The organism is Singulisphaera acidiphila DSM 18658, assembly GCF_000242455.2.
GTDB classification, from domain to species: Bacteria; Planctomycetota; Planctomycetia; order Isosphaerales; family Isosphaeraceae; genus Singulisphaera; species Singulisphaera acidiphila.
This window is the reverse complement of sequence record NC_019892.1, coordinates 1,695,303-1,720,683: the sequence shown is the minus strand read 5'-3', so window position 1 is coordinate 1,720,683 and position 25,381 is coordinate 1,695,303. Positions and strand designations below refer to the sequence as shown.

Here is a 25,381-nt window from a genome sequence, read left to right as displayed (position 1 = left end):
TTCGCCTTCACGGCTCAAGGCTAAAGCGAGCGAGGCCCCGCTGTCAATTAGCGCGGTGGCCGTGCCAACGGGACGAAGCGATTCATCCGGCACGAACCCATCCGAAAAGCAATGAGTCTCGGGTCGAACGACGCGGCCATGGCAATCTTGAGCGAGTCGGCTCAGCCTGCCCATTCTCGAGGTGGTGGCAGGCTGATGTCGACCCTACACGAGGAGCCACCGACTTACCCACGGTTTCAGCCCAAAATTCTCCACGAGACCGCTTGGGCGCGGGCCCAGAGCGATCCCGGAGTCGTCGTCAACCGCCCTCAGGCGTTGTTGAGGCGGACCACTGCTCAGCGGGTGTGCAGAGGCCTACGACCTCCCGCCCGAGCGGCCCCGTTGGTTGACGGCTCGTTGAGCACCTGCAAGGCTCGCTTCGAGTTCGACGTCTGAAAAATCCCGACGGACTTGCCCGGCGTCGCACTCGACGCGTAGGCATATTCGACGTTGATGTGCTCCTCCGCAAGCCGCTCGAGAATTCGAGCGAGGGCGCCTGGTTGATTGTCCATGGTGACGGCAAGGACTTCGGCGCTCGTGAACTCGACGCCAAGGGAGGTCAGCACCTTCCGGGTCGATTCCAGGTTGTCGGTCACAAACCGAAAAACGCTCCGCTCGGACTTGTCCATGACCGAGAGCGCCTTGATGTCGAGCTTCTCGTGGGCCATCGCCGAACAGATCTTGGCCAGCCGGCCAGGCTTGTTTTCGAGGTAGGCTGTCACTTCGTGGACGAATTCCATCGAATGGCCTCCAACAGGACAGAGCCTTAAGAAAGGCGTAAACATCTCATCCTGAGTTCACTTTCCACCGGGCTTGCCGGTGGTCCAAAAAAGGCGAGGCGCAATCGCCCGGGCCGGTGTCCGCCCACGTTCGACGGCCGATCACACAGAAAAAAAGGGTCGTGTGCGAACCATCGTGGCGGACTCCAGCTTGGAGCGATTTCACCGCGCCGATTTCCGAAGAATGCCACCGCATCGAAATTCCTAACCGAATTCCAGTCCCACGGTCAGCCACTCAGGAGCCGACCGGGAATCTAGCGGCCGGGAGCAGGGGAAGGCGTGGCGCCTGGCCCAGCGCCCGGCGGCGCGGGCAGGTTGACCCCGGCCGAGGCCGCCATGTTCGGAACCATGCGGCCGCCCATCATCCGGAAGAGTCGGTCGATCGGCGTTTCCGGAGAGATCAGGTTCGGGAAGGCCTGCCGGCTAATGAAACGCACCTCTTGATCATCGACGGCAACCGCGACCGTCGCCGGAAACATCAGGGCTTTCAAGGCGGCCTCCGAAGGCAGCTTCGCCGGGTCGATCCGGAGAATCAACGGGGTGCTCATGGTCTTCGCCGCCCCATCAGGAGCGCCGGGAGTTCCCGGGGCCCCCGGCTGCGCCCCAGGGGCGCCGGGGAGCTGGCCCACGGGGGGAGGTGCGGAAGCCTCGGTAGGGGCCACCGCGCCAGGACCGGCCGCTCCCGCGACGGGCTTGGGCGGATTGAGCATGATCATCTGATTGATCCGCTTCTGCAACTCGCCGGGGAGACTCGCCAGCATCGCGGGGAGCTGCTCTCTCGGGTCATCGAGATGCAGGTAGATCAAATCCGCCGGAACCTGCTCAAAGGCCACGGCCGTTTCGTCGGTGGGGATCCAGGCGGCGTCCTTCTTGATCTCGAGCGCCTGGCGCGCCACCTCGGGCGAGGACGCGATCACCAGGTGTTTCGCCCCCAGGCGAATGGTCGGCCGCAGTCCGGCCGGCAACTTCCCAAGCTCGCTCGGCACGTTGAGCACGAACGACTTCACCTGGCCCGGCATCATCTTGAACTCCGGGGTCGGGAGCGACTCGGGACGACGCCGTCGCGCTCCACCCTCGCCTGGCTCACCGCTCGCGTCCGCTCCACCCGGTGCTGATGCGGGTGCAGGTGCGGCAGCCGCCGCAGACGCCGCCGCTTCCTGGACCCGGTTCCGAATCTCTTTGTTCGCCTCGATCATCAGCGCATCAAGAGCGCGTTCGACCGGCTCCTTGTTATCGAACTCGAACATCAGGACGAACCTGGGGATGGGCGTGTTGCCGAAGACCAACGCCATCGGGTTCAATCCCCCTTTGGTCGCCTCGGCCGCCGTGGGCTTGACAGCTGCCACCGGGGCGGCGGGCGCGAGATAGAAGAGGACCTTCGGACCAAGGTGTGCGAGGAGATCCTTCCGAAGCTGCAACCGCGACTTCGTCTGAATCACTTCCTCGATCTTATCGAAGGTCCCACCGAGCGCGGGGTTCACGGCTTTGGTGACACTCGACAAGGTCGTGTACACGTTCGCCGGCTTCATCGAGAGTGCGGTGAACGTGCTGATCCCGTCGGGCATGGTCAACAGCGACGCCTTGTCGAAGGTCGGCTGATCGAACAGCGCAAGCAATCCCTGCCGAGGGGCCTTGGCCTTGATCCGAGCCACGTTCATGAGCGCGTCGCCCGCGAGTCCCCAACGGTAGTCAACCCGGTCGACCCCGCGAACCTGCATCTTCTCGAAGAAAAGGCTGGCCGCCGACTGCGGCTGATTCCAGGCGGCGGTGTCGACGAAGGCCAGACCGACCGGCTCCATTCCCGCTTCGGGCTTTTCCAGCTCGACTCGGGCGGGATGCTCGATCGCGTTGGGCCGCTTGCCGTCGAGGATCTCGCCGATCACATCGGCGGTCTCGGGCCCGTTCAGCGCGATGACGACGTCATCCTTCTCGACCCACCAGGCCCAGTTCGAGCCAGGCTGGGGCCCGGCCATGACCACGACCTGTCGCCCGGTGCTCCGTTTGGAGACTTGGGGCTTGGTGCCCGTGCCTCCCAGCATGACCAGGAGCCTGCCTGTGATCGGACGAAGTTCCTTGCGAGCCGCGCCTCGGAGCACCAAGACCGACCCCCACTTCGCGGGGTGCTCGGGGATCCCTGCCACTGCGGCCACGAACCCTGACTGGGCGAGATTCTCGACCAGCTTGACGACTTCGCTTCCCGTGACGCGGCGGTCGGGGCGGCTGCTCAGCAGCCGCTCGACAATCTGGGCGCTGACGTCTTCGAGCATCGCCCCCAGCGTGGTCTCGTGGAGCATCTTGTAGGCCGCCGTCTTCTGCCAGGCGTCCTGGTGGGCATCAAGTCCGGCGAATTCCGCGTACAGGAAGAGGTTGTCGCGCGGCGCGTATCGCGCAAGGGGGCTGGTATCGGGCGTAGGCGCAGCCACCGCTTTCTTGGCCGATCCCGTCTGCGCTTCCAGCGTCGTCGAGAGGCCCACGGTGAGGGTCAAGACGCCGCACGACCACTGGAGGAGGCGCAGACCGATCGGAATTCGTCGCACGTGGCGGTCCTTTCGCGAAGACTCGAGAGATGGGGGCACGAGTCGAGGCAAACGGCAAGGGGCGGGAAGGTCGAGCCGGAAAAATAAGGAGGCCTTGGCGGACGTCGCCCAAGGGTCCCGGACCTTGCTCTCACCATCGAAACGATCCAACTGGCATCGTATGATCGAACAGCCCCCGCGCCAACACCCTGCCCACGTCCCTCGTGAAATAGCTGTCCGAGCCCCCGGTTGCGTTTCTTTCTTGAAAAATGGTGAGGCGCCAATCCCGACAGCCGTGGAGCCATACCGTCAGGCTCAAACCTCGCCTCCAGGTCGAACCCGCAATGGGAACCCAAAGGCCCCAGGGACGCGTGCCTGCGGAATTCAGTGACCGTTGGGGATGAGGGGTGAAGGGAGTCGAAGTGTCGGAGGGCGCTTGACAGCTTTTAAGTGGATGCTCTAGGATACTTCGCGCCCGGCCTCAACTGATATGATGAACATCGGATTGGGGCCGAATCCGAGGGGGCTTCCCGAGCCGGACCAAACCTCGGTACGATTGGGAAGAAATCTCCCCAAGGACGTCAGCACGCCTTGTGGCGATTGTTTCGGGATGCGGAGGATGGGCCTCTACCCATCTCTCGGCATCCCGATCTTGTCTTGATATTTCTCTCGTTTCCGCCTCGGAGATCCCCGCATGCGGATTGCCCTGGACGCGATGGGGGGCGATCATGCCCCCGGACCGATCGTCGCCGGCGCCGTTGAAGCCGTCCACGATCAGCCGGGCTTGACCGTCGTTCTCGTCGGCGACCGCGATCGGATCGAGGCCGAACTGGCCAAAGCGCCCCAGGCGGACCTCGACCGCTTACCGATTGTCCACGCCAGCCAAGTCGTCGGCATGGAAGAGAAGCCCGTCGAAGCGCTCCGGAAGAAGCGTGATAACTCGATCTCAAAGTGCTGGGGCCTCATGGCCACCGGCGATGTCAAGGCCGTGGTCTCTGCCGGCAACACCGGAGCCATGGTCGGCTCGGCTTTGTTCAACAACAAGATGTTCCTGCCGGGCGTCCGCCGTCCGGGTATCGCCGCGATCTTCCCTTCGCACCAGGGCCCGATCGTCCTCATCGACGTCGGCGCCAACATGAACGCCAAGGCCGAAGACCTCTACCAGTACGGCGTCATGGGCTCGATTTACGCCGAGACGATCCTCGGGGTCTCCGAACCCAAGATCGGCTTGCTGAATGTCGGGACCGAGGACGACAAGGGAACCGATCTCACCAAGTCGACCCGCGCGATCTACCAGAAGAGCCCGCTGGCTCATCGGTTCATCGGCAACGTTGAAGGCCGAGACATCTACGAGGGCCATGCCCACGTGGTGGTCTGCGAAGGGTTCGTCGGCAACGTCTTGCTCAAAGCTGGCGAAGGGGCCGTCGACTTCCTGTTCGCGACCCTCAAGCAGGAAATGGCCCGCCTCATGAGTGTCGTGCCCGCCGAGTCCGGCCAGGCGATGGCCAGCGGACTCAGCGCACTCAAGTCGCGGTTCGAATACCAGGAATTTGGCGGTGCTCCCCTCCTCGGAATTCGCGGGGCCTGCATCATCTGCCACGGCGCGTCCGGCGATCGCGCGATCAAGAACGCGATTCGGGTCGCGAGCACGATGGCCGACGACAAGCTCAACGCGTTGATCGTCGAGCAGATCGCCGCCGGCCATATCGCCGAATCTTGAGGCCAGCTCGTCGACGGGGCACGGCCGCTCGCGACGTTCAGGAGTCCTGGGTTCCCCCCTTTTTTTTAATTCCTCCGGAGAAGGATTTCCACGCGGATGCTCTCGAACTCAAGGTAGAACGACCCGATGCCCAAGATTGCCTTCCTCTTCCCCGGCCAAGGAGCGCAGACGGTCGGCATGGGCCGCGAGCTCGACAACGAGCTGCCGGCGGCTCGTGCCCTGTTCGACCGTGCGGCCGAGATCCTTGGCTTCGACCTCCGGAAGGTCTGCTTCGATGGCCCGGCCGAAGCCCTCGAATCAACCGACGTCAGCCAGCCGGCGATCTTCGTGGCCAGCCTCGCGGCGCTGGAAGGCTTGAAACTGAGCCAGCCCGACGTCGTCGAGAATTGCCAGGGGGCGGCGGGGCTCAGCCTCGGTGAATACACCGCCCTCGTCTTCGCGGGCTCACTCGATTTCGAGACAGGGCTGAAGGTGGTCCGGGCCCGAGGCCAGGCGATGCAAGCGGCCGCCCTGGCCACCCCGAGCGGAATGACCAGCGTCCTCGGGCTCGACGAATCGGCGATCGACGAACTTTGTCGCCGGGTCGCCGCGCACGGCCGGCTCTGGAAAGCCAACCTGCTCGGTCCCGGCAATATCGTCGTGTCCGGAGAGACCTCCGCGCTGGCCCAGCTCGAACCGATCGCCTCGGAGCTCGGCGCCTCCCGCGTGATCCCCCTGAAAGTTGCAGGAGCCTTTCACTCGGACCTCATGAAACCGGCCGACGACCGGCTCAGCGAGGTCCTGGCCACCGCGTCAATCAGCCCGCCGCGAATCCCGGTCTACTCAAATGTCGATGCGTCGGCCCACTCCGATCCCGCCGACCTTCGGCGGACCCTGGTCGCCCAGGTGGTCGGCGGGGTCCGCTGGGAAGACTCGATGCGGCGGATGATGGCCGACGGCTTCGACACGTTTTACGAGGTAGGGCCCGGACGCGTCCTGACCGGCCTCTTGAAGCGGATCGATCGCAAGACAGGCTGCACGAGCATCCCGGCCCGTTGATCGATTCCGCCCTACGAATCCTTGCCATCCCTCCTCCCGGTCCCCTGGCAGTTCGCTACGAGAGAGATTGGGGTTGTGGGGGCAAGTCAGCCAGGATTATAACGATTCTCAACGTCCCGCCACGGCGAGGTTTTCGGCGAATTTGATCCCCGCATGAGGATGGAAGCGACTATGGCCAGCGGCGATACGCCTTCAGGATGTCGAGTCGATTTGAGCGGTCAGGTGGCGCTGGTGACGGGAGCCTCCCGCGGGATCGGCCGAGCGATCGCGACTCGTCTCGCGGCCTGCGGTGCCAGCGTTGCGGGCGTCGCGCGGACAGTGGAGGGCCTCGAAGAGACCCTCAAGACAATCCGAGACGCCGGGGGAACCGCCGAGGGCTATGCCGCCAACGTCGCCGACTCCGCCGACGTCAACCGGGTCGTCGAAGAAGTCGAAGCGAAATTCGGCAAGATTCATGTCCTGGTGAATAACGCCGGGATTACCCGCGACGGCCTGGTTCTCCGGATGGAGGACGACGCCTGGGATGATGTCATCGACACCAACTTGAAGGGGACGTTTCTCTTCTCAAGGGCCGTCGGCGCCATCATGATGCGCGGCCGCTACGGCCGGATCATCAACATCAGCAGCGTCTCCGGGCTGATGGGGAACCCGGGCCAGGCCAACTATTCGGCGAGCAAAGCAGGGGTCATCGGGTTCAGCCGAACGATCGCCCGCGAGTTGGCCCCCCGTAACATCACCGTCAACGTGATCGCCCCCGGGTTCATCACGACCGACATGACGGACGCCCTCCCCGATAAGATCAAGAGCGAGGTCAAAGACCGCGTCCCGCTTCGAAGACTTGGGACACCCGATGACATTGCCGATCTGGCATGCTATCTTGCCGGAGCCGGCGCAGGCTACCTGACCGGCCAGGTCATCGCCGTTGACGGCGGCATGACGGCCTGACCCAGCGACGAAGAGGAGGGGAGGCCGGGGAAGTGCGCTCCGGCCCCCAATCGAGCGACGACGCAAATCGGCGAGGAGTTGACTCAGGCCGATCCTTCCGTAGACATTGCGGCCGGGGATTGTTAACTTGAGACGTTTTACAGGATCCACGGCCCGGAAGTTCGAAGCCGAGGCTCTTTACGACCGATAACTCTGAGGATGCTCTCGACACGTCCCGGCGGTTTCCGCCGCCGCGATCCGGTCGGGGGTTCTCTTAAAAACGCCACGCCGACGATACGCCTCGGTGCCCGAACGCGAACCGTCATGCCTAGTGGTGCAACCGGACCCGTCTTGAAAGCTTAGACCAGAAATCAGGAGGTTCGCCCGTGTCCGTGGAAGAACGCGTGATCGAGATCGTCAGCGAGCAGATGGGGGTAGCCAAGGACCAGGTGACCCGGGAAACCTCATTCGTGAACGACCTGGGTGCCGACTCGCTCGACACCGTGGAACTGGTGATGGAGTTCGAAGAAGAGTTCGACATCACCATCCCCGATGAAGAGGCCGAGAAGATTCAGACCGTCGGTCAAGCGATCACGTACATCGAGGAACATACGAAGTAATATGGGTAAGTCACGCCGAGTCGTCATCACCGGCATGGGGGTGGTCACGGCCCTGGGCGACACGCTGGACCGATTCTGGTCGTCGCTCTGTGCGGGCCAAAGCGGCGTTGGACCGCTGTCCCTCTTTGATACGAGCGAGTTCAAGGTCCACTTCGGCGGCCAGGTTCCTGACTGGGATCCCGTTGCGCGGTTTGGGGTTAAGGAAGCGCGTCACTTGGATCGGTTTGCGCAGTTCGCGATGGCCGCCAGCATGTCGGCCGTCGAGGACTCGGGGATCGATTTTGAGCGATATCCGTCCCACACCTGCGGAGTGATTATTGGATCGGGGATCGGCGGGCTCACTGAGTTCGAGACCCAGCACTCGATCATGCGCGAGAAGGGTCCGTCCCGGATCAGCCCGTTCACGATCCCCAAGCTGATGGTCAACGCGGCCAGCGGCCAGGTCTCGATCCGCTGGGGTCTCTGCGGACCGAACACGGCGATCGCGACCGCCTGCGCGTCGGCGGCCAACGCCATCGGCGACGCGTTCAAGCTCATCCAGGCGGGCCTGGCCGACGTCATGATCACCGGCGGGAGCGAAGCGGCGATCACTCACATGGGCTTGGGCGGGTTCGCTTCGATGCGTGCCTTGTCCACCCGGAACGAGGATCCGACTCGCGCCAGCCGGCCGTTCGACCGCGACCGGGACGGCTTCGTCCTGTCCGAAGGGGCCGGGATCATGCTCCTCGAGTGCGAGGAGGTTGCGCGAGCCCGTGGGGCGCGCATCTATGCCGAGGTCCTCGGTTACGGCATGTCGGCCGACGGGTCGCACATCACCGCCCCCGATGAGCAAGGTCGAGGCGCAGCCCGCGCCATGAACCTCTGTCTCAACGACGCACGTGTTTCTCCTGACGGTGTTGATTATATCAATGCTCACGGGACGAGCACCGGCCTGGGTGACCTGGCCGAGACTCGGGCGATGAAGAGCGTCTTCGGCTCCCACGTCGATCGGCTCCAAATCTCCAGCACGAAGAGTGAGCTGGGCCATCTCCTGGGCGCTTCAGGAGGGGTCGAGTTAATCGCGTCAGCCCTGGCGATCCATACGGATGTGCTCCCTCCGACGATCAACCTTGACAATCCGGGCGAGGGCTGCGACCTCGACTACATTCCGAACGTCGCACGCGAAGTGAAGGTCGAGCGGGTCATGTCCAATAGTTTCGGCTTCGGTGGGCACAACGCCAGCCTCCTGATCGGCCGTTACCGACCCAGCGACGCCTAGGTCGGACGTATTCCAGGTTAGGCACCACGAGACGATGAACATACCTCCGATCGACCTCCTCGGCGAACGGCCTGCCGCTTCGCCGCTTTCCTCCGCCGAAATTCAGCGCTACGCCCGGCATCTCATCATGCCGGAAGTTGCGATGAATGGTCAGCAGAGGCTCAAAGCCTCCAAGGTCCTCTGCATTGGAACAGGGGGCCTCGGAGCCCCTTTGACCCTCTACCTGGCCGCCGCCGGGGTCGGGACGATCGGCCTGGTTGACTTCGACGTCGTCGACGTCTCCAACCTTCAACGGCAGATCATTCACTTCACCGCCGACGTTGGCCGGCCCAAAGTCACAAGCGCCCAGGAAAAGCTGTAGGCGATCAATCCCGGGCTGAACATCATTCGGCACGAGCATCCGATCGATAGCAGTAACGCCCTGGAAATCTTCGCCGATTACGACGTGATCGTCGACGGCACCGACAACTTCCCTACCCGCTACCTCGCCAACGACGCCTGCGTCCTGCTGGGCAAACCGAACGTCTACGGCTCGATCTTCCGATTCGACGGCCAGGCCTCGGTGTTCTTTCCGCCGCACGGTCCCTGCTACCGCTGCCTCTATCCCGAGCCGCCGCCACCCGACCTCGTGCCGAACTGCGCCGAGGGGGGAGTCCTGGGGATCTTGCCGGGCCTGATCGGGATCGTTCAAGCGACCGAAACGGTCAAGCTTCTGCTCGGCACCGGCCGGCCGTTGACCGGGCGACTCCTGCTCTACGACGCGCTCGATATGAGCTTCCGCGAGATGAAGGTCCGGAAGAACCCGAAGTGCCCGATCTGCGGTCCCAACCCGACGATCACCGGCCTGATCGACTATCAACAGTTTTGCGGCGTCCCCGTCGTCGACACCGCAACCGAGACGAAGGCTCCCGCGAGCAACGTGATCGCGCCGCTCGAGCTGAAAGCGATGCAGGATCGAGGGGAACGGCCTTTTATCCTCGACGTCCGCAACCCCGAAGAAATCGCCATCTGCCGGATCGCCGGGTCGACCGTCATCCCTTTGCCCGAGTTGCCGAATCGACTCGCGGAACTCGATCGCGGCACGGCGATGATCGTCCACTGCAAGAGCGGCGTCCGAAGCGCCAAGGCGATCGCCCTTCTCAATGACGCCGGTTTCGAATCGCTCCGAAATCTCACAGGCGGGATTCTCGCCTGGATCAAGGATGTCGATCCGACCTTGCCGACCTATTGATCCGAGGCCAAATCACCGTCACTTTCGCGACAGCGGGGGTCATTCAGCTCATCGTCCCATAGCCCTCGACTGGCAGGCGACCGAAACCGTGCGGGGATGCCGGCAGGGGGTTGCAATGCGACAACCCCTGTGCCATATTTCAGCCTCTCCCCAGACGACCCTCCAGGACCAGGACACCCACATGATCGAGGGGACGAAATGAGCTGGCAGGCTGGGCTTTATGTGGCCGCGGTGCTGATCCCCTTGGCCGCGTTTACCATCGAGTTAATCGGGATCCGCCTGCTCGGCCGTTTGAACGCCTACCTGGCGACCGGGGCCATCGGCCTCTCATTCCTCCTGAGCGCGGTTGGGTTCATCGACTACTTCTTCGTCGAGGCGGAAGGGGTCTTGGCCTCGCACCACCCACACGCCTCCGCTCATGCCGAGCCGGGCGCAGCGGCGGAAGCAACCCCGGCCGAGGATTCGCACGACGAGCCAGCGGAGCATGCCAAAGGGCCGCTCGTTTGGCGAGCAAGCTACGACTGGGTCATTGGCGGTAGCCAGGCCGTTCCCGTTGTGGGCCAGATTGCCGGCCCCTCGCTGGTGATCCCGCTGGCCGTCCACATCGACAACCTGACCGTGATCATGTTCTTGATGGTCACGTTCATTGCCACGTTGATTCATATCTACTCGATGGGGTACATGCATGACGACCCGGGCTACCCCCGGTTCTTCACGTACCTTTCGCTCTTCTGCTTCTCGATGCTCGGCCTGGTCGCCTCGGCCAACATCTTCATGATCTTCATGTTCTGGGAGTTGGTCGGCGTCTGCTCGTACCTCCTTGTCGGCTTCTGGTATGAAGAGAAGAAGAATTCCAACGCGGCGAACAAGGCGTTCATCGTCAACCGGGTGGGCGACGTCGGGATGCTCATCGGTCTGGGCCTGATCTGGACCAGCTTCGGCACGTTCGATATCAACACGATCAACCACTCGCTCCGTGATAAGACGGGACGCCTGAATGTCGAGGCGTCGGCTGCCGGTGATACGGCCGTCGTCGTGCTTCATAACCAGGAGACGGGCCAGGTCCTCAAGAGTGAGGGGACCGGTAAGCCTTTGCAGATTCCGTTCTGGGCATTAACCCTGGCGGGGCTCGGGATTTTCGCCGGCTGCGCCGGTAAGAGCGCCCAGTTCCCGCTGCATGTCTGGCTTCCGGACGCAATGGCCGGCCCAACCCCGGTTTCCGCCTTGATCCATGCGGCCACGATGGTGGCGGCGGGGGTGTACCTGGTGGGCCGCTTCTTCCCACTCTTCACGCCCGACGTTCAACTCTACATTGCTTATACCGGGGCCGTCACCCTCTTCATCGCAGCCACGATCGCGGCGGTGCAGACCGACTACAAGAAGGTGCTCGCGTACTCGACCGTCAGCCAGCTCGGCTTCATGATGCTCGGGCTCGGAGTCGGCGGCTGGTCCGCCGGGCTCTTCCACCTCCTGACGCATGCGTTCTTCAAAGCGCTCTTGTTCCTGGGGGCAGGGAGCATCTACCACGCCGTCCACACCTATGAAATGCCGGTGCTGGGTGGCCTGCGTAAGAAGATGCCGATCACAGCCTACACAATGCTTGCGGCGACGCTCGCGATTTCCGGGGTGCCGCTCTTCAGCGGTTTCTACTCGAAGGATGCGATCCTCGCCTCCTCGATCTACTTCGTCTTCGGCGAACACAATACGCAGCACATTCTGCTGTTCGTGCTCCCCGCAATCGGCGCAGCGATCACGGCCTTCTACATGTTTCGGATGTGGTTCCTGGTCTTCGCCGGTGAGCCCCGAGGCTATCCGGCCGCAGCTCATGGGCATGACCACGGTGGTGCGCACGGTCATGGCGACCACCACCACGGCAATCCTTACGACCACGCTCATGAGAGCCCCCCGATCATGACCTGGCCGCTCATGATTCTGGCCGTGCCAACGATCATCATCGGCTACCCGTTCACGATCCTGCCGGTGTCGACCTCCGACATCGCCAAGCCAGTGGTTGAGCGAATGCTCGAATACGGCGAGCCGGTCGTCAGGCAAGTTCATGTGGAATCGCTCCACCAATCGCACTTGCTGGCGATGGGCGCATCGGTCCTGATCCTCGCGGTCGGGGTCGGCCTGGGCATCCTCTTCTACGCGCCGCCGCTCCCCTACGTTTTCCGGAAGCGGCAGGATGCGCGTCTGGCTGCCGAGCGGCTGGGTGGACTCTACGGCTTCTTCGTCAACAAGTGGTATTTCGACGAGCTGTATGACGTTGCTCTGGTGAAACCGACCCTGGCTCTCGCTCGGCTCTGCAGCGAGTTCGATCGGCGGGTCATTGACGCGGCGGTCAACGGCGTCGCGAAAGTGACTCTCCTCTTGAGCAAGGCGGAGGGGATTTTTGATCGGGTGGCCGTCGACTCGTTGGTCAACCTGACCGCGCGAACCGTTTATTCCGTGGGCGACTGGAGCCGCGGGCTCCAGACCGGCCGCATCCGCAACTACCTGATGTTCCTGGCCGTCGCCTTGGTCGGCTTGTTCGTAGGCGTGTTCTCCTGGGTCCGCCCCTGACATTTTTTTGAGCGATCCGGACCGGTTCCGTTCGCCGTACAACGTCATTCCACGACCTTTGACTCTCCTCGAAGTGGTGCCAACGTCATGAGCGACGACCTTCTGCTGACACTGCTCTGGCTGCTCCCTTTGCTCGGAGCCATCGGCGTCCTCCTGATCCCGAAACGGGCCGAGACGGCGATCAAAGGGACTGCGCTGGCGATCACGCTCGCGACCTTTGTCTTGACTCTGGTGGCCTACGGCACCTACGTCCAGCCGGGCTCGAACGCCTCGGCCCCGTTACGCGAACGGGCCGAGCGCAATGCGCTCAACGTGACGAACGCCACGGACACCCCGACCGCCACCGAAGTCGGCCCGGCTCTCGGCGACCTGGTCGTCCGGCGGACTTGGATCCCCTACTTCAACATCCAGTATTACCTCGGCCTTGATGGAATCAGCCTGAGCCTGGTCCTGCTCACCGGCCTGGTGAGCGTACTGGCCTGCCTGGCCTCGTGGAATATCGACAAGCAGGTGAAGGGATACTTCTCTCTCTACTTGCTGCTCACGGCGAGCATGATGGGCGTCTTCCTATCGCTCGACATGTTCCTCTTCTACGTCTTCTTTGAAGTGATGCTGCTGCCGATGTACTTCCTGATCGGCGTCTGGGGGGGTGAGAACCGCGAGTATGCGGCGATCAAATTCCTCCTCTACACGCTCTTCGGGTCGGTCTTCATCCTGGTCGCCATCCTGCTCCTCTACTTCTGGCCGGGCGATCCGCTGGTGGCGGGAGTGCCCCAAGCCATGCTCCACGGCCAAGCGTTCAGCGCCCACACCTTCGATATCGTGGCCTTGTCCCAGATCGCCAGCGAGACGGGGTACTACGGCGTCTCGGTCCAGCGCTGGATCTTCGGCCTCTTCCTGGTCGGCTTCTGCATCAAGCTGCCGTCGTTCCCGTTCCACACGTGGTTGCCCGACGCCCACGTGCAGGCACCGACCCCGATCAGCATGATCCTCGCGGGGGTCTTGCTCAAGATCGGCGGCTACGGCCTGATCCGGCTCGCCTGGCCGCTCGCGCCGCTCGGTGCGATTGAGTTTGCCTACCCGGTCGCTGTCCTGGGTGTCTTCAGCATCCTCTACGGGGCCTTGGTGGCGATGGCGCAGACCGACTTCAAGAAGCTGGTCGCCTACAGCTCGGTCAGCCACATGGGCTACGTGACGCTCGGCATGGCCGCGATGAACCTGACCGACGACCCGCGCTACTACGCCTTTGGCGTCAACGGCGCGATGTTCATGATGATCGCTCACGGGATCACCTCCACCGGCATGTTCTTCTTGGTGGGCGTGATCTACGAGCGAGCCCACACCCGTGACCTCAAGAAGCTGGGGGGGCTGCTCACGTCGATGCCCGCTTACGGTGCCATCTCGTTCCTGATCTTCTTCGGGTCAATGGGGCTACCGGGGCTCTGCGGGTTCATTGCCGAAGCCTTCGTGGTTCTCTCCACGTTCAACTACAGCAAGCTCCTGGCCATCCTCGCCGCCGCCGCCGTGGTTCTGACCGCCGCCTATATCCTCTGGACGCTTCAACGCGTCTTCCTGGGCCGGAACGAGCAGTACCGTGGTCTGCCCGACCTCACACCTCGGGAGTGGGCGATCTCGATCCCCTTGGTCGTCCTCACCGTGGCCCTGGGCGTCTTCCCCCAGCAGTTCCTGCTGAGTTGGATGAGCCCGTCGGTCGAGCGGATGGTTCGTGACGTCGCCGTGGCATCCGCCCGTCTGGAGAGCAACGAGACGGTCCGCCAAGCCAAGGTCGTTACCGAGGTTGCCCTTCCCGTGGTCCAGAGCCGCTGAGCCGAGAGCGTTTGGATCCATGTCCCTGAGGCGGGCGGTGGGGAAGATTTTTTTCCCCACCGACTGACTCGCTCTGAGGTTGACGTGCCATGGGACGGGAACGCGTCGCGCTAGTGACAGGATCGGCAACGGGGATCGGCCGGGCGGTGGCCTGGAGATTCGCCAGCTTCGGATTCGCGGTCACGGTCAACTACTCGAAGTCGCGATCCGAGGCCGAAGAGACCGCTGACGGCGTTCGCGAACGAGGCGGAGAGGCGCTCGTTATCCAGGCGGACGTCGCCGACGACACAGCCGTTCGTGCGATGGTCGAACGGACCGCCGAGGAATTCGGCGGGCTCGACGTCCTCGTCAACAACGCAGCGACCACGTTCTTCGTGGCCCACCACGACCTGGAAGGGTTGACCGACCAGGTCTGGGACGAAATCCTCGACGTGAACCTGAAGGGAACCTTCTTCGCCTGCCGCGCGGCGATGCCCTACCTCAAGGCGCGCAAGGGAAACATCGTCAACATCGCCTCGGTGGCGGGCATGGCAGGGTCGGGAAGCTCGATCGCCTGCGCGGCGAGCAAAGGGGGGGTCATCACCATGACCAAGAGCCTGGCAAAGGCGTTCGCCCCGGAAGTCCGCGTGAATGCCGTGGCCCCCGGCCCGGTGCAAACCCGATGGCTGGCCGACCACCAAGACATGGTCGAGCAAGCCATGAAGTCGACCCCCCTGAAGCGCCCTGCCTCCGCTGACGATATCGCGGACGTCACCCTCTTCCTCGCCAACGGCACGACGTTGATGACCGGCCAGGTCCTCGTCGCCGACGGCGGACGAACAATCTGACCTCCCCCGACGCCAGCTTAGAGCCCGCGTTGCGTTGCCCACGCCGACTTGCGCGCCGACCTCGCTTGATCTTGATCTGACCTTGCGTCGATCGGCGAGCCAGAGTATTTTGCCGCTCGCCCCTACACCCACGTCGCCGCACCAATTCCGGAGGATCTTCTCGAACCAACCAGCCAAAGGAGTGGAACCGATGCAGGGCAGGTCATGGATGGCCGCTTTGACCGTCGCCGTGGGGATCGTTCTTCCTCTCGCTCGCCCGGCGAAGGCCGGCGAGAAGCCCGCGACGAAGACGAACACCGTCTACCTTCAACTGCGAATCGCCGGCCTCGATCGAGACGGCTGCGACGTCGAAATCAAACCAGGCCACTCGGGCTGCCAATTCCGCACGGTCCGCCAGCACGTCGATCAGAGCGGCTTACAAACCCTTCGCCTCGACGATGTGACAACTTCCAGCGGCGACCGGGAATGTGCCTTCTCGATCACGATCCGCGAAGCAGGCCAAGCCAATCGAACCGTCCGCCGAGGCCTCAGACTGGCCGCGCCTGAAACCGCCGCGTCTTCGTCGATGGAATGCTTCATCAACTCCCCGTCCAAGCTCGCCAAAGCCGAGCAAGAGAAGCGGACCCGCTGACCTCCGCCAGGCCGTGAGTGGGTCGATGCGAAACCCCGATTGCGGTCTCACATCGCAACCGGCCCAATTGAAGACATGTCGGTAACCGACGAGCCCCGGAGGGAAGACCGTCAAGGGCCCAAGGCTGGCTCTGACGGTCCCCCCTCCGGGGTTTCCATACATAAACATATCAAATATTTTCCAGCAACTTCACCCCTGGCTCAATCGATTTACGCTCGGATGGCTCACGAATCATGGAAGCTGAGTCACCACTCCCGGCCGAGCCTGGAAATCGTTGGTTGTGTTCAGTCCCAAGGAACAGGCCGGGAATCATCTCGCGATTCATGAAAATAGGTGGGCCGAACCAGAAAACAAGGTTGGTTTTGATCGGGCGGCGCAGCCACAAGAGGTTCAGGGCAAGCCGCCGTCATCAACCAGGCCGCCGGGTTCAACGTAGCACCCCGCTCTTCCCGGCTATCGGGTTGTTGAAAATCAAAGAAGGCCCGAGATCCATGCGGATCTCGGGCCTCGCTCGTGATGCTGGTACAAATCAAGGACGATGTCAGGTCAGAACGAGTCAGCCGAGACCACCTCGCCGCCCGAGAGGGTCACGAGGCTGCGGAGGGTGACGACGTTGATGCTGTCCTTGATGAATCGGACGCTACCATCGCCGAAGAGGGCGTTGACTCCACCCGAGTGGAACGAGAACAGTTCGTCGTTGGCCCCGGCGTTGTTGCCGGCGGTTCCAACCGTGCTGGGCCATGATGAGGTTTCTTTCATGGGACGAGCCTTGTTATTGGGCGCTCCGGAGACTCCATAGGCACCATCGGGCTCGGCCCAGCGCCAGTAACGTCGGTAGGCACCTGTCCCACCGGCCGGCCCCTGGCCCAGGACGGGGCGGGTGTTGGTACCGTCATAGTAGCCTTCCGTGTACGGGCTCAGGAAGCTCTCATCACGTCCGGCGTCCTCGCCAATGGCCATCGTGTTGCTCGTACCGTCAATGGCCTCGGCAATGCGAGTTTGCCCTTCCTTCAAGAGGCCGTTGGCTCGAGAGGTCTTGAGCCGGTAAGGCGTCGCAGCGGAATAACCCGTCGACTGGCCCGCCGGGTTGATGTCGGTGTAGCACGTTGCGCCGTAGTCGGCATAGCCGTAGCCCTTGTTGCCTCCCACAGCCTCCTCGGGCGATTGGGCGCTGGCACTCCAGGAGTCGCGTCCTCCGCCGCTCCGCGTTGACGAGGGACAGAGGAAAACACTCACCACAGACGAAGCGCCGGTGTAATTCATCCCGGTGAGCTCGTTGTAGTCAACGGTGAAGTTCAGCGTGTTGAACGTGGCACCACCTTCCATGTACGGTAAGATGCGAGCCAACGTACTCCAGCCGCCATCAACGAATTGCGTGGCGGGCGTCGTCGCTTTGAAATTGGTTGACTCGCCGCCGGGAGGGAAGCTCCCATTGCTGCTCTCATAGTTGTGCAAGGCCAGGCCGAGTTGCTTGAGATTATTGGTGCACTGAGAGCGGCGAGCCGCCTCGCGTGCCGCCTGGACTGCGGGTAACAGAAGCGCGATCAACACAGCAATGATCGCAATCACAACAAGCAGTTCAATCAAGGTAAAGCCGGACCGACGCGTTCTCAATCTCATCAGAGAATCCTTGTTTCAAGACCGTGGCAAAACAAATCGAGTCAATCACCACTCGTATGCTGTTGTTATCAATCAGTCGCTAACACGAACCGAGGCAACCGATCTGGGGGCCGTCTTCTGGAGACGGATGGGCGGCAAGTCATTGGGCTCGGGTTTGATGGTGATCTTCAGCCCCGATGTTTCCTCGTCCGCATATTGGGGAGGAAAAGGCAGCTTTCGCTTGGCCATGCTCTTGGTTCCCGGCTTCGCAACGGCGAGATTCGAGTCGTCAGGCTCGATCTTGACCCGGAAATCTCCCGCTGGGGCGCCCTCACCCGACACGCCCGTGCTGAGTGAAAAAGTTCCGTCGGAACCAATCGGTCCGGACGACTCGATCATTAACTCTCCCAACGGCATGAAGACCACACGGCCTGAGGTCAATGGCTGGCCGTCGGCCAACAGGACCTTCCCCTTGACTGGATAGACCGTGACCTTTCCCGCGGCACCATCGGACGAGCCGCAGCCAGCGAGGGTCGAAAGGCAGGCGCAAACCAGCCAGAGGGGTCGACGGCTGAAACGAGACCTTCCCGTCAGCGATTGGATTCTGTTGAAAAACATTCTCATGTCACATTGGGTTCGGAGGATCGAACGGCCACGGACGGAAGCCATTCCTATCGACAAGTCGCCCCGGATCCCTCGGGGATTCGACACATCTCGATCAAAATACGGCACGACCACGACAGGCGCGCAGAGCGAACCCAGACGGATCAGGCTCCGGGGAAGGCCCCGGCCGCATGACGCCTACCGATTCATGGGTTCAACAAAATCAGGCCATGACCAGGACTCGTTAAGCTTGACCTAACGAGTCACCGCTCAAAATCAATGATTTCGCACCGACTTCTTGGTCCCGAGGCCGCGAAGAGGGGGGGATCGCAGCGACCTCGCCAATGAGAGTCGGTCAACACGTGATTCGTCGCCAAGAGGGGGCGAGGATATTCGGGAGGTAGCACACCCTCAGATCGAGTTCGTCAGGAAGCCAGGCCCCAGACCTGATTGGTTGGGGCCTACGTCGATATGATCCTACGACGCGAAGTGGGAAATGCCTAATGAATGTTCGATGAAGTATCGATGATCGAAAAACGAAGAGCCAGATCCCCAGTCTCAATCATCGTCGGAGGGAGACTCAACGTAGTCGTAGTCGGCTTCCGTCGGAGCCGGGGTCGCAACCGCGACGGTCGGTTCGACGCGAGCGGTGGCCCCGCGATTGCCCAGAAGGCGGACGTTGCCCGCCCCGACCGCGGCTTCGAGGTCGGAGAGCATGCGGTCGTCGTGACGGATCTTGAGTGCCGCACCGGCCTTGTAGATCGCGCGACGGACGCCGGAGAGACCGAGGATCTCGAGGTAGACGTCGAGGTTGCCGGGCCTGATCCGGAATTGGCGGAGCAACCGCTGCATCTGTTCGTCCTCTGTCACCCCTTTGCGAAGGGTGACCACGACCCCGCGCGAGAGCTCAGCCGGCCCTTTGCTCAGGGGGATGATCTTGGAGATCACCAGCTCGGCCGGTTCGCGGCGGCGGTCAAGGGCCCCGCGAACGAAGCAGATCAGGTCGTTTTTGACCATCTCCTCCACCTGAGCGAACTGCTCGGGCCAGAGCATGGCCGGAACCGAACCGGTCAGATCCTCGAAGGTGAGCTTGGCCATCCGGGTCAGGCCGGAGCGGCTCTTCTGGACGCTCTTGATTTGCACGCCGGTGATCATCCCCCCCAAGGTGACTTCCGACTTGGCCACGACGGTGGCGAGGTGCGCCACGCTGTGTGTCGCCAGGGCCTGCAAGAGGCTGGCGTGCCGCGCCAGGGGATGGCTCGACATGTAGAATCCGAGGACCTTCTTCTCCTCGGCCAGACGATCGATGTCAGGGAGCTCGGGGATGTCGGGCAGGCTCGACGTGGTCGTTGGCTTGCCATTGCCGTTTTGAGGGCTCTCGTCGACGGCCCCCGAGAACGCGTCGAAGAGGCTGCGCTGACCCCGTTTGCGATCCTCCTGAACCGCCTGACCGGCCTGCGCCGCTCGGGGCAAGACGGCTAGCCACTGGCTCCGACGGGCCCCCAGGCAATCAAACGCACCCGCCTTGATGAGGGCTTCAACGCACGACTGACTGACCACGGTCAAGGGGACCCGTTCGAACAGGTCGTCGAGACCGGTGAACCGCTCCCCTTTGTCTCGGGCCCGCACGATCTCATCGACCGCCTTCAGACCCACCCCCTTGATCGCGCCCAGGCCAAAATGGATCTTCCCCTCGGAGGCGACCCGAAACGGCGCATCGCCCTCGTTGATATTGGGGGGCAAGACCTCAAGGCCAAGCTTCTTACAGTCTTCGATGTGCTCGACGAGAAACTTTTCCCGCTCGGCGCCGTCCATCTCGGTGGAGAGCAGGGCGGCCATGTATTCGGTGGGGTAGTGGGCCTTGAGGTAGGCCGTCTGGAAGAGGACGAGGGCATAGGCCGTCGAGTGCGACTTGTTGAAACCGTAACCGCCGAAGAACTCGATGAGCTCGAAGATCTTGGTCGCGCGATCTTTTTCCAGGCCGCGTTCGACCGCCCCCTCGACGAACTGCTTCCGCCCTTGGGCGATGGTCTCGGTCTTCTTCTTGGAGATCGCCTTGATGCAGGCGTACGCTTGCGAGAGTTCGATGCCCCCCAGGCGGTTCAAGATCCGCATGACCTGTTCTTGATAGACCATGACCCCGTGCGTGTCTTCAAGAACCTCTTTCATCACGGCGTGCTCATAGACCGCCTGCTTCCGACCGTGCTTAACGTCGACATACTCGTCGACCATACCGCCGTTGAGCGGACCGGGACGGTAGAGCGCCAGGATCGCGATCAAGTCGGCGAAGCGGTCGGGCTTCATCTTGACCAGCAAGTCACGGATCCCGGCCGAGTCGAGCTGGAAGATCCCCCGCGCCTCACCCCGCTGGAGGAGCTGATACGTCTCCTCATCGTCGAGAGGCAGGCTGAGCAGGTCGAGCGGCTGCCCGATCTTCTTCTCAACGAGCTTCACCGCAGCCGCCAGGCTGGTCAGGTTGCGAAGGCCGAGGAAGTCCATCTTGAGAAGGCCGGCCTTCTCGACGTCGCCCATTTCCCACTGGGTGCTGACGACCTCCTTGTCCTTGTCTTTGTTCGGCAGCCGCTGGAGCGGAACCATGTCGCAGAGCGGGCGGTCGGCGATCACGACGCCAGCGGCGTGGGTGCCGACGTTGCGTGCGGTCCCTTCCAGCCGCCTTGCATACTCAAGGAGCTTGGCGATCTCCGGGTCTTCCTCGGTCAAACGCCTGAGGGCCGGCTCTTCCTTGAGGGCCTCTTCCAGGGTGATGTTCAGCCGGGTCGGGATCAGCTTGGTGACCTGATCGACGCGGGACAACGGGATGTTCAGGGCCCGGCCGACGTCCTTGAGCGCCGCCTTGGCGGCCATCGTGCCGAAGGTGCCGATCTGGGCGACGTTGGCCGCCCCGTACTTGCCTCGGACGTACTCGATGACCTTCGCCCGCTGTTCCCGGCAAAGGTCGATGTCGATATCAGGCGCTTCCGACCGATTCGGGTCGAGGAACCGCTCGAAGAGGAGGTCGTACTTGAGCGGATCGACATGGCTCAGGTAGAGCACATAGCTGACCAAGGCACCGCAGGCCGAGCCTCTCGCCGAGTTGGGAATCCCCTCCTCGCGGGCGAACCGGACGAAGTCCCAGACGATCAGGAAGTAGGACGCGAACCCCATCCGGTTGATAATGCCGAGCTCGTGGTCAAGTCGTTCCGTAGCCTCGGCCGGTGGATTCTCGCCGAACCGTTCGCGCAGGCCGGTCAGGCAGAGCTCGGCGAGATATTCCTCCGGGGTCTTTTCGCCGGGGGGCTTGAACGACGGAAACATCCGTTTGCCGAGGTTCAGGCTCTTATAGTTCTCCTCGACCATCTCCGCGATCCGGACCGAAGTGGCGAGCGCCTCCTCGTGGCCAGGCATCGCGGCGTACATCTCTTCGGGGCTGCGGACGTGGAACTGGTCGTTCTCGAACTTCATCCGGTTCGGGTCGTCGACCGTCTTGCCCGTGTTGATGCAGAGGAGAATATCGTGTGCTTTGGAGTCATCCTGCGTGAGGTAGTGGGCATCACTGGTGGCGACCAAGGGGAGGCCCTTGCGTCGGGCGATGTCGATCGCCCCCGCCGCACAGTCGCGCTGAATCTGGATCCCGTTGTCCTGGATCTCGACGAAGAAGTTCTCTTCGCCAAAGACACGGACGTACCAGTCGCAGAGCTTCTCGGCATCGGCCGTCTTGCCGTAGAGGATATGGTCCGAGAACTCGGCCGAGGCGCAGCCCGAGAGGCAGATAAGCCCTTCGGAATGCCGCTCGAGGATCTCCTTGTCGATCCGTGGCTTGTAGTAAAACCCTTCGAGGAACGAGGCCGACGAGAGCCGCATGAGGTTGCGGACCCCCTCGCCGTTGCGCGCCAGCAGGGTAAGGTGGAAAGCGTACTCTTTGCCGGAGCCGCCCCCCATGCTCCGCTCGGTCCGATGCCGAGGCGCGACGTAGGCCTCAAGCCCCACGATCGGCTTGATGCCCACCGCCTTGGCCTCACGCAAGAACTCGACCGCCCCGTATAGGTTGCCGTGATCGGTGACGGCCAGGGCCGGCATCTCCAAGGCCTTCGCCCGCTTGACCAGCGCGGGCAGCTTGCTGGCGCCGTCGAGCAAACTGTAGTGGCTATGGCAATGCAAGTGGACGAACGGCCGGCTGGACATCAAACACCTCGGGCGGACCGGGCACTGCGGCCGGCTCTCGTGAGAACCGGAACCGCTGAACCTACGCTCAGGTCATTCTAACACAAGGCACCCCTGACCCTGAAGGGTGCCTCGACGCTTCGACTCTGGTTGTTTATCGGACGGCCACCACGCCGACTCACGCGGGATTGCCCCACGATCGTGACCGCCACGAACGATCCTCACGAATGGAGGGTTCGAACCAACAGAACGATCGTCCCCAGGACCCTGAAGAGTCCCACGAACGATCGCTCTTGGGGGAATTACCGATCGAATCCGTGAACGGAAAAGACGTGGTGGAGGGCACTCCAGCCCTTGACGGATCGGTGATGAAAGGACGCGACGTGAAAGGAACTCAGACGACCGCGAGTTCTTCGACATCCTGAACTTCGTCCGCAGCAACCGAGTCGTCCGAAGCGATGGCAGATTCCAGGCCTTGGACCAACGCACCCAGTTGAAGTGCCAGCAGCCGATCGCTCGGGGTGTGCCCGCGCAACAACTGCAAGAATGCTTCGGCCCCGATCAATACAGCCTTGGGCTTGCTGTGAATGGTCAAGACGAAGCGAGCGTTGGGGTCTTCCAGGGAATCCAGCACCTTCGGAAGGTCGCGGTGAAGTTCTCGACTGCCAATGAAGCGAACGCGAGACTGAGACATCTCCATCCTCGGGGCCTCGAACGGCCAAATGCTGGGGGAAAAACGAAGTGAGTAGACACACTCACCCCGGCTTTGATAGGTAAACCCCAGATTAACCGACGTTGAACTTCGCGTCAACCAATTTGGAGGCGTCGCTCTGAGATTCCCAAATTCTTCGGAGTCGCGTCGCGCAGCAACAACAGCGAGCCATCCCGTCAACGGCTTCATCCCTGAGACCGGTCTGATATACCGGATCATGTCAACCTGCAAACATCAAACTGGCCCACTCAGTTTCGGCCGGCCCGGCCGGGCGATTCCTTCGAGAAGAACGAGCCCGAGGCAGCAAAACAAGGCTTTCCCTCACGGATCCTTGATCTTGGCTGCCCCGTCGTCGCCGGGTGCGACGTCGTTGCTTGCCGCGGGAGCGGAGGGGAGGGGAGTCGTCGCGGCGGGAGCTTCCTTCAGGCCGAAGTTGAGGAAGAGCTCGTTCAGATCGGTGTATTTGCCGAAGTGTGTCTTGAGGTCCTCGCGAATGTTTGCAGCCTCGGCGGATCGGCCCGATTGCTCGGCCTGCAAGGCGCGACTGAGCAAGCCGGCGACAACCTCACGGCGTTTGAGGATGGCCTGTTTCAGGTCGGTAACCCGCTTCTGGGAGAGCAAGTACCAGCCTCGCTCCTCGGCCACTTTCGGGTTGACCTTGGTGGTCATCTCCTCCCAATAGCCGACCGCCGCCAGGTCGTTCCCCTCGCTCGAGGCCTTGCTGGCCAAACGGTAATAGGCTTGATACGCCCCCTCGGTCGCATTTTGGGGTTCATTGAATCGAGTCTGCGTCGGAGCCTCGAGGATCTTGGCCCGATTATCGGCTATTTTGAGATCGATGCGATCGCGCCAGCCTTGCGTCGTTTTGAGATAGGGGTTTTGCTTGAACCGCGTGTCGAGCGGATTCAGATACTCGTCACGGGCGGTCGTCCAATCGCTCAGCTTCTCGGACGCCATCAACCGCTCGGCCTGGCGGTAAAGATACGGGGCGCTCGGCGGCCAGAACATGTAGCCGATGAAAGCGCCCACCACTACCAAACCAAGGCACAACAGGGCGACCTCGAGGAACGACCGGTCCAGCTCGGGAAGCGCCAGCCGCCGCTTGGCCTTGGCAGCCTTGCGGGGCTTCGGAGCAGGAATTTCGGTGCCTGCTGCGCGGGTCAGGAGGCCCGCTCGGGTCGGGGTGAGTTCCTGGTCGCCTTCGGTCGCCCAGACCATCGCGACGGTATCGCCTCGACTCGCCTTGTCGCGGATCTCGCCCAGGGAAACGGCCACGGCCGCCGCGTCCCACGGCCGATCGTTCGGGTCCTTGGCCATGAGCTGGACGACCAGCTTGTCCAGGGCCACTGGGATTTCGGCGACCCGGGCGCTGGGCCGTGGCGGCGGCTCGTTCATGTGGCAATGCATTAGCACGACCGCCGACGAACCCTCGAACGGGGCCCGGCCGGTGAGCATCTGGTAGAGAACGACCCCCAGCGCATAGAGGTCGGTCTTGTGGCTGACCTCGGGCGTCCCTCGAATTTGCTCGGGGGCCATGTATGCCGCAGTGCCCAAGGTTCGACCCGTCGCCGTCAGGGCGGTGGCGTCAAGGTCCTTGGCGATCCCGAAGTCGGTCAGCTTGATCTGCCCTTCCTCGGAGACCATCAAGTTCGACGGCTTCAGGTCGCGGTGGACCACGCCATGCTCGTGCGCATAGTGGAGCGCCTCGCAGGTCTGGATCGCCAGCTCGACGATCTCACGCCAAGGGCGGGGGCCTTGACGGCGGAGCATTTGCTCGAGGGTCTCTCCCGCGACATATTCCATCGCGAAGTAAGAGGTGCCCTGGTAGCGGCCGACCGCCAGGAATCGAACGATGTTCGGGTGGCGGAATTGCTTGAGGATCTCGGCCTCTCGGCGAAATCGCTCGTACGACTTGCTCTTCTGGGCGAGCTCGCCGCTGATCACTTTGACGGCGGCGGGTTTACCCGTCGTCTCGCTGATCCCGCGGTAGACCACCCCCATGGCCCCCGTACCGAGGATCGCCTCGATCCGGAAGGAACCGAGCTTTTCGCCGATCATGGTCGCACTCCCGGTATCGCCGGCCGGGCCTCGTCTCAGTTACCAGAGCCACCGTGAGTCCCCTTGGGGAAAGGGGCCTCACCATGTTCTCGTCTCAGTCAAAAAAAAAGGGAGCCAGTCATGCCGAGCGTCGTCGAGCCCATGACTCCCCCTGATTATGCGAGACAGGGGGCAGGCGATGCGAGGGGGACGCCCCGGATTCTCAAACGGTCGAGGCTGGCCGTAACCCGCTACAACCACGGAACGACGAAACTCCAAGCCCGATAGAAAAGAAAG

The 25,381-nt window shown here is 62.6% G+C and carries 17 protein-coding genes and 1 pseudogene; 11 read left to right on the top strand and 7 right to left on the bottom strand.

Going from position 1 to position 25,381, the window contains the following annotated elements:
- Positions 1-335 precede the first annotated feature (335 nt).
- Positions 336-779, bottom strand: a complete 444-nt coding sequence (locus tag SINAC_RS06710) for an ACT domain-containing protein (protein WP_015244927.1) — start codon at positions 777-779, stop codon at positions 336-338.
- Positions 780-1,072: 293 nt separating this feature from the next.
- A complete protein-coding gene (locus SINAC_RS06705; protein WP_015244926.1) occupies positions 1,073-3,355 on the bottom strand; it encodes a hypothetical protein in 2,283 nt (760 codons plus the stop codon).
- A gap of 673 nt (positions 3,356-4,028) precedes the next feature.
- On the opposite strand from SINAC_RS06705, the gene plsX reads away from it, so the two are divergent.
- From plsX to SINAC_RS06655, 10 genes and pseudogenes are all read left to right on the top strand, one after another.
- The gene (plsX, locus tag SINAC_RS06700; RefSeq protein WP_015244925.1) at positions 4,029-5,054 is read left to right on the top strand and encodes a phosphate acyltransferase PlsX; all 1,026 of its coding nucleotides are present in this window, start codon (positions 4,029-4,031) and stop codon (positions 5,052-5,054) included.
- A 126-nt stretch (positions 5,055-5,180) separates the two neighbouring features.
- The gene (gene fabD / locus SINAC_RS06695; protein ID WP_015244924.1) at positions 5,181-6,092 is read left to right on the top strand and encodes an ACP S-malonyltransferase; all 912 of its coding nucleotides are present in this window, start codon (positions 5,181-5,183) and stop codon (positions 6,090-6,092) included.
- 171 nt (positions 6,093-6,263) lie between these two features.
- The gene (gene fabG / locus SINAC_RS06690; RefSeq protein ID WP_015244923.1) at positions 6,264-7,037 is read left to right on the top strand and encodes a 3-oxoacyl-[acyl-carrier-protein] reductase; all 774 of its coding nucleotides are present in this window, start codon (positions 6,264-6,266) and stop codon (positions 7,035-7,037) included.
- 365 nt (positions 7,038-7,402) lie between these two features.
- Positions 7,403-7,636: an acyl carrier protein gene (gene acpP, locus SINAC_RS06685; RefSeq protein ID WP_015244922.1), complete on the top strand. Its 234-nt coding sequence runs from the start codon at positions 7,403-7,405 to the stop codon at positions 7,634-7,636.
- 1 nt (position 7,637) lies between these two features.
- Positions 7,638-8,894 (top strand): beta-ketoacyl-ACP synthase II, encoded by a 1,257-nt coding sequence (fabF, locus tag SINAC_RS06680; protein ID WP_015244921.1) that lies wholly within the window; start codon positions 7,638-7,640, stop codon positions 8,892-8,894.
- Positions 8,895-8,928: 34 nt separating this feature from the next.
- Positions 8,929-10,125 (top strand): annotated as a pseudogene (gene moeB, locus SINAC_RS41785) (molybdopterin-synthase adenylyltransferase MoeB).
- A 198-nt stretch (positions 10,126-10,323) separates the two neighbouring features.
- Positions 10,324-12,687, top strand: a complete 2,364-nt coding sequence (nuoL, locus tag SINAC_RS06670; RefSeq protein WP_015244920.1) for an NADH-quinone oxidoreductase subunit L — start codon at positions 10,324-10,326, stop codon at positions 12,685-12,687.
- An 87-nt stretch (positions 12,688-12,774) separates the two neighbouring features.
- On the top strand, positions 12,775-14,514 hold the full coding sequence (locus SINAC_RS06665; protein ID WP_015244919.1) for a complex I subunit 4 family protein: 1,740 nt from the start codon (positions 12,775-12,777) through the stop codon (positions 14,512-14,514).
- Between the two features lie 89 nt (positions 14,515-14,603).
- Positions 14,604-15,341 carry an SDR family NAD(P)-dependent oxidoreductase gene (locus SINAC_RS06660; protein WP_015244918.1) on the top strand — a complete coding sequence of 246 codons (738 nt, stop codon included), beginning with the start codon at positions 14,604-14,606 and terminating at the stop codon, positions 15,339-15,341.
- Positions 15,342-15,531: 190 nt separating this feature from the next.
- Positions 15,532-15,972 carry a hypothetical protein gene (locus SINAC_RS06655; RefSeq protein ID WP_015244917.1) on the top strand — a complete coding sequence of 147 codons (441 nt, stop codon included), beginning with the start codon at positions 15,532-15,534 and terminating at the stop codon, positions 15,970-15,972.
- A 546-nt stretch (positions 15,973-16,518) separates the two neighbouring features.
- On the opposite strand, the gene SINAC_RS06650 is transcribed toward SINAC_RS06655, so the two are convergent.
- The 5 genes from SINAC_RS06650 to SINAC_RS06630 all read right to left on the bottom strand — a co-directional run bounded on the left by SINAC_RS06650 (position 16,519) and on the right by SINAC_RS06630 (position 25,105).
- Complete coding sequence (locus SINAC_RS06650) at positions 16,519-17,592, bottom strand: DUF1559 domain-containing protein (RefSeq protein WP_015244916.1); 1,074 nt, start codon at positions 17,590-17,592, stop codon at positions 16,519-16,521.
- Between the two features lie 72 nt (positions 17,593-17,664).
- Positions 17,665-18,189 (bottom strand): hypothetical protein, encoded by a 525-nt coding sequence (locus SINAC_RS06645; protein WP_015244915.1) that lies wholly within the window; start codon positions 18,187-18,189, stop codon positions 17,665-17,667.
- 543 nt (positions 18,190-18,732) lie between these two features.
- Complete coding sequence (dnaE, locus tag SINAC_RS06640) at positions 18,733-22,356, bottom strand: DNA polymerase III subunit alpha (RefSeq protein WP_015244914.1); 3,624 nt, start codon at positions 22,354-22,356, stop codon at positions 18,733-18,735.
- Positions 22,357-22,729: 373 nt separating this feature from the next.
- Positions 22,730-23,029: a type II toxin-antitoxin system Phd/YefM family antitoxin gene (locus tag SINAC_RS06635; RefSeq protein WP_237722453.1), complete on the bottom strand. Its 300-nt coding sequence runs from the start codon at positions 23,027-23,029 to the stop codon at positions 22,730-22,732.
- Between the two features lie 339 nt (positions 23,030-23,368).
- Positions 23,369-25,105, bottom strand: coding sequence for a serine/threonine protein kinase (locus SINAC_RS06630; protein ID WP_015244912.1), 1,737 nt, complete (start codon positions 25,103-25,105; stop codon positions 23,369-23,371).
- Positions 25,106-25,225: 120 nt separating this feature from the next.
- Here SINAC_RS06630 and SINAC_RS39675 point away from each other — a divergent pair, with 120 nt between their 5' ends.
- Positions 25,226-25,372 (top strand): hypothetical protein, encoded by a 147-nt coding sequence (locus SINAC_RS39675; RefSeq protein WP_015244911.1) that lies wholly within the window; start codon positions 25,226-25,228, stop codon positions 25,370-25,372.
- The last annotated feature ends 9 nt before the right edge of the window (positions 25,373-25,381 follow it).